This is a genomic window from Methylobacterium sp. UNC378MF (genome assembly GCF_900103195.1).
Classification (GTDB): domain Bacteria; phylum Pseudomonadota; class Alphaproteobacteria; order Rhizobiales; family Beijerinckiaceae; genus Methylobacterium.
The window spans coordinates 295,499-308,540 of sequence record NZ_FMWU01000001.1 but is presented as its reverse complement, the minus strand read 5'-3'; the positions used below and the strand labels follow the sequence as shown (position 1 = coordinate 308,540).

Annotated in this window: 11 protein-coding genes; 7 read left to right on the top strand and 4 right to left on the bottom strand. The window is 71.8% G+C overall.

Going from position 1 to position 13,042, the window contains the following annotated elements; genetic code table 11:
- Nucleotides 1-7: 7 nt before the first annotated feature.
- The gene (gene alr, locus BLT59_RS01565; RefSeq protein WP_091775527.1) at nt 8-1,141 is read right to left on the bottom strand and encodes an alanine racemase; all 1,134 of its coding nucleotides are present in this window, start codon (nt 1,139-1,141) and stop codon (nt 8-10) included.
- A 147-nt stretch (nt 1,142-1,288) separates the two neighbouring features.
- On the opposite strand from alr, the gene BLT59_RS01560 reads away from it, so the two are divergent.
- The 7 genes from BLT59_RS01560 to BLT59_RS01530 all read left to right on the top strand — a co-directional run bounded on the left by BLT59_RS01560 (nt 1,289) and on the right by BLT59_RS01530 (nt 9,268).
- Complete coding sequence (locus BLT59_RS01560; RefSeq protein WP_091775524.1) at nt 1,289-1,738, top strand: Lrp/AsnC family transcriptional regulator; 450 nt, start codon at nt 1,289-1,291, stop codon at nt 1,736-1,738.
- Between the two features lie 13 nt (nt 1,739-1,751).
- Nucleotides 1,752-2,987 (top strand): amidohydrolase family protein, encoded by a 1,236-nt coding sequence (locus BLT59_RS01555; protein ID WP_091775521.1) that lies wholly within the window; start codon nt 1,752-1,754, stop codon nt 2,985-2,987.
- Nucleotides 2,984-3,895, top strand: a complete 912-nt coding sequence (locus BLT59_RS01550; protein WP_091775518.1) for a LysR family transcriptional regulator — start codon at nt 2,984-2,986, stop codon at nt 3,893-3,895. The genes BLT59_RS01555 and BLT59_RS01550 overlap by 4 nt, the downstream gene beginning before the upstream one ends.
- Nucleotides 3,896-3,996: 101 nt before the next feature.
- Nucleotides 3,997-4,881, top strand: a complete 885-nt coding sequence (locus tag BLT59_RS01545) for an NAD(P)-dependent oxidoreductase (RefSeq protein WP_091775514.1) — start codon at nt 3,997-3,999, stop codon at nt 4,879-4,881.
- Nucleotides 4,881-6,419 carry an aldehyde dehydrogenase family protein gene (locus BLT59_RS01540; protein WP_091775511.1) on the top strand — a complete coding sequence of 513 codons (1,539 nt, stop codon included), beginning with the start codon at nt 4,881-4,883 and terminating at the stop codon, nt 6,417-6,419. Before BLT59_RS01545 ends, BLT59_RS01540 begins: the two co-directional genes overlap by 1 nt.
- 251 nt (nt 6,420-6,670) lie before the next feature.
- Nucleotides 6,671-8,035, top strand: coding sequence for a DUF3100 domain-containing protein (locus BLT59_RS01535; RefSeq protein ID WP_244513780.1), 1,365 nt, complete (start codon nt 6,671-6,673; stop codon nt 8,033-8,035).
- 78 nt (nt 8,036-8,113) lie between these two features.
- Entirely contained in the window at nt 8,114-9,268 is a 1,155-nt protein-coding gene (locus BLT59_RS01530; protein WP_091775505.1) for a M20 aminoacylase family protein, read from the top strand.
- A gap of 72 nt (nt 9,269-9,340) precedes the next feature.
- Here BLT59_RS01530 and BLT59_RS01525 read toward each other — a convergent pair whose 3' ends face one another.
- The 3 genes from BLT59_RS01525 to katG all read right to left on the bottom strand — a co-directional run bounded on the left by BLT59_RS01525 (nt 9,341) and on the right by katG (nt 12,899).
- Entirely contained in the window at nt 9,341-9,787 is a 447-nt protein-coding gene (locus tag BLT59_RS01525) for a YeeE/YedE family protein (protein ID WP_091775502.1), read from the bottom strand.
- Entirely contained in the window at nt 9,784-10,383 is a 600-nt protein-coding gene (locus BLT59_RS01520; protein ID WP_091775779.1) for a YeeE/YedE thiosulfate transporter family protein, read from the bottom strand. Before BLT59_RS01520 ends, BLT59_RS01525 begins: the two co-directional genes overlap by 4 nt.
- Nucleotides 10,384-10,586: 203 nt before the next feature.
- Nucleotides 10,587-12,899 carry a catalase/peroxidase HPI gene (gene katG / locus BLT59_RS01515; RefSeq protein ID WP_091775500.1) on the bottom strand — a complete coding sequence of 771 codons (2,313 nt, stop codon included), beginning with the start codon at nt 12,897-12,899 and terminating at the stop codon, nt 10,587-10,589.
- Between the last annotated feature and the right edge of the window lie 143 nt (nt 12,900-13,042).

The following is a 13,042-nucleotide window of genomic DNA, read 5'->3' as shown; positions in this document are numbered from 1 at the left end:
GCGGGCCTCAGGCTCCGAGATAGACGCGGTGGAAGCGGTGTCCGAGGTTGGTCAGGACCTCGTAGCCGATCGTGCCGGCCGCGGCGGCGACGGCGTCGACGTCGCGCTCCGGCCCGACGATGTCGACGAGCGCCCCCGGCCCGAGGGTGCCGGGCGCCACGTCGGTGACGTCGAGGACGAGGCTGTCCATCGAGACGCGCCCGATCACGGGCAGACGGACGCCGCCGAACCACGCCGCGCCGCCCGCCGTGCTGCGGAAGAACCCGTCCGCGTAGCCGATCGCGACCGTGGCCAGGCGGCTGTCCCGGGCGACTGTGGCCGCGTGCCCGTAGCCGACCGGCGTCCCCGCCGGGACGCTGCGCGTCTGCATCACCCGGGCCCGCAAGCCGATCACCGGCCGCATCGGGTTGGGCGCGTCCTCCTGCGGGGCGATCCCGTAGAGGGCGGAGCCGGGGCGCACCATGTCGAAATGGAAGTCCGGACCGAGGAAGATCCCGGACGAGGCCGCGAGGCTCGCCGGCACCGCGGGCAGGCGCTGGCGGACGGCCTGGAAGGCGGCGCGCTGCGCCGCGTTGACCGGGCTGTCCGGCTCGCCCGCGCAGGCGAGGTGGCTCATCACCAGCCGCAGGTCGAGGCCCGCGAAAGCGTCCGGCCGGTCGAGGAGCGCGCCGATTTCGTCCGGCGCGAAGCCGAAGCGGGCCATGCCGGTATCGACTTGGAGGATCGCGGGCAGGCGCCGCGCGCGCCGCCGGGCCACGCCCTGCCAGCCATCGAGCTGGGAAAGATCGTTGAGGACGGGCACGAGGTCGTGGTCCGCGCAGGTCGCCTCGCTGCCCGGAGCGGCGCCGTTGAGCACGGCGATCACCGCGCCGGGTCCGAGGATGGACCGGAGGGACACGCCCTCGCCGACCTGGGCGACGAAGAAGTGCCGGCAGCCTGCGGCGGCGAGAGCCGGCGCGACCCGGTCGGCGCCGAGGCCGTAGGCGTCCGCCTTGACGACGGCCGCGCAGGTCGCCGTCCCGGCTTGCGCGGCGAGCAGGCGGTAATTCTCCGCGATGGCCGCGAGATCGATCGTGAGGAGTGCGGAGGCCGTCCCGGCCGGGCCCGCATCGGGCTGGAGATTGCGCTCGATCATGCTCATGGCAGCCCTCGTGACGGCGCTCGGATGCAGCGCCGAAAGGCTACACGAAGGATCGTCGAACGGGCGTGCGTGTTGTCGAAGACCTTTGAGTTCTGAGCTTGGCCGTGCAACTTACTGCGGCCAGTTCGAAGTTCCTGCGAGTCGGGTGTGGACGAGATCGACCGCCGCATCATCCAGGCCCTGCGCGGCGACGGCCGGATCAGCAATGCGGATCTCGCCGCGACGGTCGGCCTGTCGGCCTCGGCCTGCCATCGCCGCGTGCGGCTGCTGGAGGAATCCGGCATCATCCGGGGCTACACGGCGCTGATCGGCGGCGCTGTCGACGGGCCGGGCCTGGTCGTCCTCACCCAGTTCACCCTGGACCGCCAGACCGAGGATTATCTCAACCGGTTCGAGGCGGCCGTCCGGCGCTGTCCCGAGGTGCAGGATTGCTATCTGATGACCGGGACGGCCGATTACCTCGTGAAGCTCAAGGTGAGCGACGCGGCCGATTACGAGCGGCTGCACAAGGATGTCCTGTCGCGCCTGCCGGGGGTCGCCCGGCTGCAATCGAGCTTCGCCATCCGGACCGTCGTGGCGGCGGGCCGGCCGCTCTGAACGGAGCCCCGCCATGACGTCGATCGCCGAGCCGCGCGGAGACATCCCCTGCGACCTGCGCCTCCACGACGCCACGCTCGCCGAGGGCCGCCGGGCGACCATCGACATCCTGGGCGACCGCGTCGCCGCCCTGCGGGATCCCGGCGCGCCGCTGCCGCCCGCCACCCGCACCATCGATCTCGGCGGTGCCCTGGTGCTGCCGGGCCTGTCAGACGGGCACGTGCACCTCGACAAGTGCCTGCTCGGCCTCCCATGGCGCCCGCACGGGGCGAGCGGGTCCGTCCGCGCGATCATCGACGACGAGAAGGCATTCCGCCGCGCCACGCGGATCCCGCTCGCCGAGCAGGGCGCCGAGGCGCTGCTCGAACGCATGCTCCGCGGCGGCACGACGAGCCTGCGGACCCATGTCGACATCGACGACGTCACGCGAATCGACCATCTCGCCCAGATCCTCGACCTGCGGGCGCGCTGGTCCGACCGGCTGCAGATCCAGATCGTCGCCTTCCCGCAGAGCGGGATCTTGGGCTGCCCGCCGGTCGCGGCCGACCTGGGCGAGGCCCTGCGGATGGGCGCGGACCTCGTCGGCGGTCTCGACCCCGTCGGCATCGACGGCGACCGCGACGCTCACCTGGACATCGTCTTCGCCCTGGCCGAGCGGCACGGAAGGGGCATCGACATCCACCTTCACGACGGCGGCGCGGCCGGACTCGGCACGATCGCGGCGATCGCGGCCCGCACGGAGACGGCGGGGCTCGGCGGCCAGGTCACGATCAGCCACGCCTTCGCCCTGGCAGAGGCCGGCGACTTGGAGCTCGGCCGGATCGCGGAGGCCCTGAACCGGGCCGGCGTCGCGATCCTCAGCAGCATCCCGGGCGGGTCCCGATGCCCGCCGATCCGGCGATTGCAGGAGCTCGGCGTCCCGGTCTGCTTCGGCACCGACAATGTCCGCGACTGCTGGAATCCCGCTACCGTCACCAGCATGGTCGCCCGGGCCCAGCTCGCCGCCTATCGGTTCGACCTGCGCACCGACGCGGACCTCGCAGCGCTGCTGGCGCCGATCACCGCCGTCCCGGCGCGGGTGCTCGGCCTCGGTCCGGGGACGGTGGCGCCCGGCGCGCGGGCCGACCTGGTCGCCTTCGCGGCCGGCGGAGTGCCGCAGGTGATCGTGGAGCGCCAGGAGCCGGCGCTCGTCGTGGCGCGGGGCGCCGTCGCGGTCGACCGCCGCGCCGCCGGGGACCCGCCGCCGTGAACGACCGCGCGCTGCGCTACCTGCTGGCCGTCGTGCGCGCGGGCTCGGTCCGGGCGGCGGCCGAGTTGCTGAACGTCGCCGCCTCGGCGGTGAGCCGGCAGATCATCGAGCTGGAGGCGCAGGTCGGCGAGCCCCTGCTCGAACGCCTGCCCCGGGGCGTGGTCCCCACCGAGGCCGGGCGTCTCGTCGCCGCGCACGCGCAGCGGCAGGCCGACGAGGCGGCGCTGCTGGAGGACCAGCTGAAGCGCCTGCGCGGGGTGCAGCGGGGCACGATCAGCCTGCGCTGCGGCGCCGGCTTCCTGATCGACCTCCTCGACAACGCGCTGGCCGGCTTCGCCCGGGACCATCCCGGCATCGCCTATCAGGTTGAGATCGGCACCACCGACGGGATCCTCGCGGCGATCGCCCGGGGGGATGCGGATATCGGCCTCGTCTATAATCCGCCCGCACACCCGGATGTCCGCGGAATCGTCTCCGCCCGGCAGCCCCTGCTCGCCGTCCTGCCGATGGGGCATCCCCTCGCCGACGGGGCGGCCCCGGTCCCGCTGCGCAGCTTCGCCACCGAGCCCGCCGCCCTCCTGCCGCCCGACCACGGCGTGCGCCAGCTGATCGGCCGCGTCGAGGCCGATGGCGGCTTCCGGCTGATGCCGCGGCTGGAGACCGCGTCCTTCGAGATGCACCGCCGGTTCGTAATGGCCGCCATGGGCGTCGCGTTCCTGCCCCGCTTCGTGGTCGCGGCCGAGCTGCGCGACGGTCACCTTGCAGCGGTGCCGCTGCGCGACGCGATCCTGTCGGAGGCGAGTGCCCACCTCGTCATCCGCGCGGGGCGGCGTCTGCCAGAGGGCGCGGCGCGGCTGCTCGGCTGGCTGGCCGACCACATGGTGGCGTTCCGCCCGCCGTCGGCCTGACGCGAGCGTGCGGAATTTCCGCACGGAACGTGCAGAAATCGGCTGTTGTCGCAACACTCGATTGCCGGAATTATCGTGCCGCTTCGTGAGGACGGATCGGCATGACCATCGCAATGGTAGGGGTCGTCGGGCTCGGCAATATGGGCCTAGGCATGGCCGCGACCCTGGCCCGCAAGGGCTTCGCGGTCCTGGGTTACGACATCGACGCGGGCCGGCGCCCCGCCGCCGAGGCGGCCGGCGTCACCGTCCTCGACGCCCTCAACGACGTGCTGCGCCGGGCCGACGCCCTGGTCTTCTCGCTGCCGCTGGCGCGGGACGTGGAGGCGGTCGTCACCGCCGAGGGCGGCCTCCTGTCCCGGACCGACCGGAAGGTGGTCGTGGTGGACACCTCGACCTCGGATCCCGGCACGACCCGGCGCCTCGCCGAGCGCCTCGCCGCGGCGGGTCACGCGCTCCTCGACGCCCCGGTGAGCGGCGGCCCGTCCGGCGCCGCCGAGGGCACCCTGACCATGATGATCGGCGGGACCCAAGCGGATTACGAACTGGCCCGGCCGGTCCTGGAGGCCATGTCGGCCCGCGCGCCGCATGTCGGGCCCTCGGGCGCCGGCAACATCGTCAAGCTCGTGAACAACCTGCTGGTTGCGGCCCATCTCGTGACCACCGGCGAGGCCCTGCGCCTGTCCGAGGCGGCGGGCCTCTCGGCCGAGGAGGCCGTCAAGGTCGTGAACACCGCGACCGGCCGCAGCGCGATCAGCGAGGTCATGGTCCCGCGCTGGGTCCAGTCCGGCACCTTCGACAGCGGCTTCTCGGCCGGCCTGATGCGCAAGGACGTGCGCCTCGCCCTCGACCTCGCCGCCGCGTGCGGGATCGACCTGCCGCTCTCCGCCGAGGTGAAGCGGATCTGGCAGGCGACGCAGGCCGCCATCCCCGACACGGCCGACTTCACCCGCATGGCCGATTACCGCGATCCCAAGGGAGCCCACTGATGTCCGGCACGCCGCACTCGCCCGCCGCCGACCGGGTCACCGCACTCCTGGCCGACCTGCTGCCGGGCGGCTGCATCGGTAGCGTCGTGGCCGGTGAGATCCTGGAAGGGACAGGCGCCAGCCTCGACCTCGTCAACCCCGCCGATGGCGGCGTCCTCGCAAGCTTCGCCGATGCTGGCTCGTCGGTCGTCGAGGCTGCCATGGCGGCGGCCCGCGACGCCCAGCGCGCGTGGTGGGGCATGAGCGCGGCCGCCCGCGGCCGGGCGATGTGGGCCGTGGCCGCCCTGGTCCGACAGCACGCCGCGGCCCTGGCCGAGTTGGAGACCCTCTCGGCCGGCAAGCCGATCCGCGACACACGCGGCGAGGTCGCCAAGGTCGCCGAGATGTTCGAGTACTACGCCGGCTGGTGCGACAAGCTGCACGGCGACGTCATCCCGGTCCCGACCTCGCACCTGAACTACACCCGCCACGAGCCCTTCGGCACCGTGGTGCAGATCACCCCCTGGAACGCCCCGATCTTCACGGCGGGCTGGCAGATCGCGCCGGCGATCTGCGCCGGCAACGCCGTGGTGCTGAAGCCCTCCGAGCTGACGCCTCTGACCTCGCTTGCCCTCGGCCTGATCTGCGACCGGGCCGAGGGGATGCCGCGCGGCCTCGTCTCGGTGCTGGCGGGCGCCGGCCCGACCACCGGCGCCGCCGCGGTGGCCCATCCCGACACCCGGCTGGTCGTGTTCGTGGGCTCGGCCGAGGCGGGCGCGCAGATCGCCGCCGCGGCGGCCCGCGCCATCGTGCCGAGCGTGCTGGAGCTCGGCGGCAAGTCGGCCAACATCGTGTTCGCCGACGCAGACCTCGACCGGGCGCTGATCGGCGCGCAGGCCGCGATCTTCGGCGGCGCCGGGCAGAGCTGCGTGGCCGGCTCCCGGCTCCTCGTGCACCGCTCGATCCACGCGTCCTTCGTCGAGCGCCTGTCCCACGCCGCCGCGCGCATCCCGGTGGGCGCGCCGACCGACCCGGCGACGCAGATCGGCCCGATCAACAACCGGCGCCAGCGGGACAAGATCGCCGACATGGTCGAGGCCGCCGCGGGGGCCGGTGCTACGATCGCGGCGGGCGGGGGCTGCCCGGCGGCCCTGCGCGACACGGGCGGCTTCTACTACGGCCCGACCATCGTGGACGGCGTCGCGCCGGACGCGGTGATCGCCCGGGAGGAGGTGTTCGGCCCGGTCCTGGCGGTCCTGCCGTTCGACGGCGAGGACGAGGCGGTCGCACTGGCCAACGGCACGCCCTACGGCCTCGCCGGCGCGGTCTGGACCGGCGATGGCGGGCGCGGCCACCGGGTCGCGGCGGCTTTGCGGGCCGGCACCGTCTGGGTCAACGGCTACAAGACCATCAACGTGGCCTCCCCGTTCGGCGGCTTCGGCCGCTCGGGCTTCGGCCGCTCCTCGGGCCGCGAGGCGCTGATGGCCTACACCCAGACCAAGAGTGTCTGGGTCGAGACCGCCGCCGAGCCGGCCGTGACCTTCGGCTACGTGGGCTAGAGCTGTGCCCGACCGCGGAACGACAGATTGACGGGCGAGCGACGCGGGCTCGGACAGCGCGACGGACGCCCTCTCCCGCACGGGAGAGAGGACCCGCGCTCCATCCGGCTCGGGCAATGTCGACGACTTCGTCGCGACGCCGCCGGGCACGTCCCTCCGCGTCGTCCCACGCACAGACAAACGACAAGACCGGCGATCAAGACCGGCAGGCGGAGCAACGGGCAGCCCCAAGAGGGCCATGGAGGATGACGATGGCGGGCGAACTCTCTGCGACGAACACGCGCTCGGTCGCGCCGCCCGTCTCGGCCGGCGGGAAGCTCACGCTGTTCCTGCTCGCCCTCGTCATCGTCGTCATCGCGGAGGCGATCGGCAACGTCAGCATCCCGGTGGGCGCCGGCAAGATCGTGCTGCTTCCGCTGCTCTGGGCGCTCCTGCTCGGCGGGGCGCTGGGGTTGATGAGCCCGCGCCTGCCGGCGCCGCTGCGCCTGTCGGGCGCCCTGCAGAACGCGGCCGGCGCCTACCTGCAGCCGGCGCTCCTGATCTTCATCGCCAAGCTCGGCCTGCTCGTCGGCGGCTCGCTGCCGAAGATCCTCGCCTCGGGCTGGGCCCTGGCCTTCCAGGAGTTCGGCCACTTCTTCGGCACGATGGTGTTCGGCCTGCCGGTGGCGCTCCTGCTCGGTATCAAGCGCGAGGCGATCGGCGCGACCTTCTCGGTCGGCCGCGAGCCGAGCCTCGCCATCATCGGCGAGCGCTACGGCATGGATTCGCCGGAGGGCCGCGGCGTCCTGGCCGAGTACCTGACCGGCACGGTGTTCGGCGCGGTGTTCATCGCTCTGCTGGCCGGGCTGATCACCAGCTTAGGCGTCTTCAACCCACTGGCCCTGGCGATGGGGGCCGGCGTCGGCTCCGGCAGCATGATGGCCGCCGCCTCGGGAGCGATCGCGGCCCAGCAGACGCCCGAAATCGCCAAGGACGTCGCGACCTTCGCGGCGGCCAGCAACCTCGTCACCACCACGATCGGCACGTATTTCACCCTGTTCCTGTCGCTGCCCTTCACGATCTGGGCCTACGGCAAACTGGAGCCGATCCTCGGCCGCAACCGGCCGGACGCCGCCCGGCCGGCGGTGGCCGACCCGCAGGCGGCCGCCCCGGCCCATCAGGAGGTCCGGATCGGCCTCGCCGAGACCGTGCTCGCCTGGCTCCTGATCGGCGCCTACGGGCTCATCGGCAACTGGCTGACCTACGGTGTCGTCCCGGACGCGAGCGTGGTGGCCGGGATGGCGATCATCATCGGCACCGTCCTGGCCGGGTGGGGCCTCTACCTGCTCCTCGGCCGGCGCCTGCCCGCCGTCCTCTGGGTCTCGATCATCGGCATGGCCCTGACCTATCCGGGCACGCCCTACGCGGCCGAGATCGCCGCCCTGACCGGCAAGCTCAACTTCCTGGCGCTGGCCACGCCGATCCTGACCTTCGCGGGGCTCTCCGTCGCCAAGGACGTGCCCGCCTTCCGCCGCCTCGGCTGGCGCATCGTCGTGGTCTCGTTCATGGCCAATGCCGGGACGTTCCTCGGCGCAGTCCTGATCGCGCAGTTCTTCATGCACGCGCCGCTGGGGTGAACCGCCGCGCCGATCGGCGTAGGGTCAGGGCGGGGGATCGAGGCGCTCAAGCAGCCTCTGGCAGGTGAGAGACATCTTATGGGTATCGAGGCGGAGACCGTGGAGCGGATGGTCGCGTGGCGGCGCGACCTGCACACCCATCCCGAACTGGCCTTCCAGGAAGTCCGCACCGCGGATCTCGTCGCCCGGGAACTGGCCGCCTGCGGCCTGTCGGTGAAGACCGGGCTCGGGCGCACCGGTGTGGTCGGGACCCTGAGCCGGGGCGACGGTCCGACCATCGGTCTGCGGGCCGACATGGACGCCCTGCCGATCCAGGAGGCGACGGGCGTGGCCTACGCCTCCCGGACGCCCGGCGTGATGCATGCCTGCGGCCATGACGGTCACGTGGCGATGCTGCTCGGGGCGGCACGGCATCTCGCGGCGCGCACCGACCTGACTGGAACGGTCCACTTCATCTTCCAGCCGGCCGAGGAATGCGAGGGCGGCGGGCGCGCCATGGTCGAGGACGGTCTGTTCCGGCTGTTCCCATGCGACTCCGTCTACGGCCTGCACAACTGGCCGGGTCTGCCCCTTGGGACTCTCGCAACCCGGGTGGGGGCGATCATGGCCTCCCTCGACACGTTCGAGATCACGGTCACCGGGTTCGGCACCCATGCCGCCATGCCCGAGCGCGGCACCGACACGCTGGTGGTCGCCTCCGAGATCGTCCTCGCTCTCCAGACGATCGTGAGTCGGCGGATCGCCCCCACGGACCCGGTTGTGCTCAGCGTTACACAGATCCACGGCGGCGACGCCTATAACGTCATCCCCGACCGCGCTGTCATCCGCGGCACGGTCCGCTGCCTGGACGAGGCCGTGCGTGCGCGCGTCGCGGAACTCGTCGAGGCCATCGCCAGCGGGACCGCCGGCACGCACGGCGCCCGTGCCGAGGTCGCTTACCGGTTCGGATATCCCGCCACCATCAACACCGCTGACGCCGTCGGGACCGCCCTCGCGGCCGCCGGGACCGTCCCGGACATCACCGCCCGCCGCGGCGATGTCGGGCCCTCTATGGCCTCCGAGGATTTCGCCTTCATGCTCGAAGCCTGCCCGGGCGCCTATGCCTGGATCGGAACCGACGGGTCTCAGCGGAGCCTGCCGCTCCACAATCCGGGCTACGATTTCAACGACGCGGCCCTGCCGATCGGCGCAGCCTACTGGGCCGCCCTGGCCACGCACAGTCTCAGGATCTGAGGCGGCGGGACGGACGAAGGCTCTGCCGGTAACCGTCGTTGTGCGCGACGGCGCGGCTGCTGGCGCAGACCCTCACAGGCCTGCGCCGACCGTGCGCGCCGGACGCTCCGCGAGTAGCCGGTAGAGCAGCATGCCGGTGAGCATTGCCGCGACGAACAGCGCCACTTCCGGCAAGCCGAGCACCAAGCCGGCCAGGGCCGGGCCCGGACAGAAGCCGGCGAGCCCCCAGCCGATGCCGAACAGGGCGGCGCCGGACAGGAGCCGGCCATCGGGGCGCCGGTTCTCCGGCACTGCGAAGCGGGGCGCGAAGGCGGGCCGGTCCAGCCGGCCCTTGATCGCGTAGCCGAGGGCCGAGACGCCCACTGCCCCGGCCAGCACGAAGGCGAGGCTCGGGTCCCAGGCGCCCGCGAGATCGAGGAAGCCCAGGACCTTCTGCGGATCCATCATCCCCGACAGCGCCAGGCCGACGCCGAAGAGCAGGCCGCTCGCCAGGGCCGCGACGAGGCGCGAAACCTTCATCGGCCCACTCCGTGCCGGACGAGGAAGACGGTGACGATCGCCGTGGCCATGAAGGTCGCGACCGCCGCGAAGGAGCGCGGTGACAGCCGCCCGAGGCCGCAGACCCCGTGCCCGCTGGTGCAGCCCGAGCCGAGGCGCGTCCCGAAGCCGACGAGCAGCCCCGCGGTCACCAGCATCGGCCACGACGCGCCGATGCGGACCTGCGGCCAATGGCCGGACAGGAGGTGGAACAGCACCGGCCCGGCGAGAAGCCCGGCCAGGAAGGCCACCCGCCACGCCCAGTCCCGAGCCGTCGGCGCAAGCAGGCCGCCGACGATGCCGCTGATCCCGGCGATGCGGCCATTGGCCAGCAGAAGCAGCACCGCCGACGCGCCGATCAGGACACCGCCGGCGAGCGGAGCAAGGAAGGCAGTCACGAAACTTCTCCGGTTTGCCCGAACGGCGCGGCCCGGCGGATCCGTCCGGCTCCGCTCCGACTCGGCGAAGCTCGGAACCAGCTTAACGGGAAGCCCGGGGGCGTTGCGAGGGGGCTGGCGGTCTTCTGAGAGCGGCGGCCGCCACTCTGCCCGCACAGGCCCGTGCGGAGCCTGCCGCATCATCTGCGGTCAGGATTTCCGTGGACTTCGCGGTATGTGGCCGTCGGAAAAGCCGGGTGACCCGAAGCGTCTACGGCGCCTCGGCCGCGCGTAGGCGCTCCGGTCGGTGTTGGTGTGGCTGGGACGGGCTGCGCCCGGCCAGACCAGGCCCCTTGCAAGGACCCACCCGCGCAGGCGGCGTGGGCGGGTCCGAGGTCGGACGGTCAGGCCGCCATCGGCGCGTAGCGCTTGTGACCCTTCACGTCGAAGCGGTCGAGCATCATGACCTTGTCCCAGGCCCGGACGAAATCCGCCACGAAGCGCCGCTGTCCGTCGCTGCCCGCGTAGGCGTCGGCGATGGACCGGAGCTGCGCGTTCGACCCGAACACCAGATCGCTGCGGGTCGCCGCGAACTTCGCCTGTCCGGTCGCGCGATCCTTGAGCGCGAAGGTCATCCCGTCCGCATCCGCCTTCTCCCAGATCAGGTCGGTGTCGGTCAGGTTGCGGAAGAAGTCGTTCGTCAGCACCCCGACGCGATCGGTCAGGACGCCCCGGTTCGACCCGTCGTGGTTGGCGTTGAGCGCCCGCAGGCCGCCGGTCAGGACGGTCCATTCCGGGGCGGTCAGCGTCATCAGGTTCGCTTTGTCGAGGAACAGCTCCTCCGGCGAGACGCTGCGGGTCATCTGCCCGAAGCTGTCGTCGGCGTAGTTGCGGAACCCATCCACCACCGGCTTCAGCCAATCGAACATCTCAAGGTCGGTGAGGTCCTGCGTCGTGTCCACCCGGCCCGGCGTGAACGGAACCGGCGTCTCGATCCCGGCATCGCGGGCCGCCTTCTCCACGGCGACGCAGCCGCCCAGCACGATCAGGTCTGCGAGGGAGATCTTCTTCCCGTCGCCGCGCCCGTCGTTGAAGGTGGCCATCACGCCGCGCAGAGCCTCGACGACCGGTGCTGCCCGCCGGTTGACGGCCCAGTCCTTCTGCGGCGCGAGGGCGAGGCGGCCACCGTTGGCGCCGCCGCGCTTGTCGCTGTCGCGGTAGGTCGAGGCGGCCGAGAAGGCCGTGAAGGCGAGATCGGAGACCGACAGGCCGGTCGCGGCGATCGCCTGCTTCAGCGCGGCGATCTCGGCCTTGCCGACGAGGGCGTAGTCGCGCTCGGGCAGGGGGTCCTGCCACAGGAGCCCGTCCTCGATGACCACCTCCGGGCCGAGGTAGCGGTGCTTCGGTCCCATGTCGCGATGGGTGAGCTTGTACCACGCCTTGGAAAACGCCTGGGTGAAGGCGTCGAAGTCGTTGAGGAACTTCTCGCAGACCTTGCGGTAGTCCGGGTCGACCTTCAGGGCGATGTCGGAGGTCATCATCATCAGCGGGTGCATCTGGCCCGCGACGTGGGCGTCCGGCGTCTTCGGGGCGCCAGGATCCTTGGGCGTCCATTGCAGCGCGCCCGCCGGGCTCTTGGTCTGCTCCCACTCGAACTTAAAGAGGTTCTCTAGGTAGGCGTTGTCCCATTGCGTCGGATCGGGGGTCCAGCTCCCCTCGATGCCGTTGGTCATCGTGTCCTTGCCGGCTCCCTTCGGGTTGTGCCAGCCCAGCCCCATCGCCTCCATCGGCGCCATCTCGGGCGGCGGGCCGATCTCCTTGGCCGGCACCATGCCGTGGCTTTTGCCGAAGGCGTGGCCGCCCGCGATCAGCGCCACGGTCTCCTCATCGTTCATCGCCATGCGGGTGAACGTGATCCGGATGTCGCGCGCGGAGGCCAGCGGATCGCCGCTCGCGTAGGGGCCCTCTGGGTTCACGTAGATCAGCGCCTGGTGGGAGGCGGCGAGCGGGTTCTCCAGATCGTATTCGGGCTCGCCGTTTTTGCCCCGCCAGCGCTTGTCGCGGTTCACCATGTCGTCGAAGCTCGACACCGTGCCCATGTCGACGACCTCGGGCCCCCAGTAGGTGGCGTTGTCCGCCTCCCAGGCATCGAGACGACCGGCAGCGAAGCCGTAGGTCGGCAGGCCCATGATCTCCAGGGCGCAGTTGCCGGTCAGGACCATGAGATCGGCCCAGGACAGCGCGTTGCCGTATTTGTGCTTGATTGGCTGCAGGAGACGCCGCGACTTGTCGGTGTTGCCGTTGTCCCACCAGCTCGAGATCGGGGCGAAGCGCTGCATGCCGGTGCCGGCGCCGCCGCGCCCGTCTGCGATCCGGTAGGTGCCGGCCGAGTGCCAGGCCATGCGGATCATCTGCGGGCCGTAATTACCGTAGTCGGAGGGCCACCATTCCACCGACGAGGTCAGGAACTGCTTGATGTCGCGCTTGAGCGCCGCGAAGTCGATCTTGGCGAACTCGGCCGCGTAGTCGAAATCCGGGCCGAGGGGATCGGCCGCCAGCCCGTTCTGGTGCAGCAGCTCGATCCGCAGGCGGTGGGGATACCAATTCTCCAGCGCCGGACGATCGCCGAAGGCGCCGCCGATGCGGTCGCCGCCGAACGGGCATTTGCCCTCCATGCGGAACGTGGTCGTGTCTGTCTTGTCGATCGTCTCGCTCATCCGGTGGTCCCCCTTTGGTGTTGGGCCGCGGCCGGGCGCACGAGGCTCGGACGGCTGTGGTCGGTGCACGCGGTTCGAACTCTCAGGGGATTCCCGTCGGGCTCGAGACCCGAGACGAAATGAGGCGGTCACCGGTGAGATCA

Coding starts and splice junctions, on each gene's coding strand:
- alr (WP_091775527.1), bottom strand. CDS start 1,141: ATGAGCATGATCGAGCGCAATCTCCAGCCCGATGCGGGCCCGGCCGGG.
- BLT59_RS01555 (WP_091775521.1), top strand. CDS start 1,752: ATGACGTCGATCGCCGAGCCGCGCGGAGACATCCCCTGCGACCTGCGC.
- BLT59_RS01545 (WP_091775514.1), top strand. CDS start 3,997: ATGACCATCGCAATGGTAGGGGTCGTCGGGCTCGGCAATATGGGCCTA.
- BLT59_RS01540 (WP_091775511.1), top strand. CDS start 4,881: ATGTCCGGCACGCCGCACTCGCCCGCCGCCGACCGGGTCACCGCACTC.
- BLT59_RS01535 (WP_244513780.1), top strand. CDS start 6,671: ATGGCGGGCGAACTCTCTGCGACGAACACGCGCTCGGTCGCGCCGCCC.
- BLT59_RS01530 (WP_091775505.1), top strand. CDS start 8,114: ATGGGTATCGAGGCGGAGACCGTGGAGCGGATGGTCGCGTGGCGGCGC.
- BLT59_RS01525 (WP_091775502.1), bottom strand. CDS start 9,787: ATGAAGGTTTCGCGCCTCGTCGCGGCCCTGGCGAGCGGCCTGCTCTTC.
- BLT59_RS01520 (WP_091775779.1), bottom strand. CDS start 10,383: ATGCGGCAGGCTCCGCACGGGCCTGTGCGGGCAGAGTGGCGGCCGCCG.
- katG (WP_091775500.1), bottom strand. CDS start 12,899: ATGAGCGAGACGATCGACAAGACAGACACGACCACGTTCCGCATGGAG.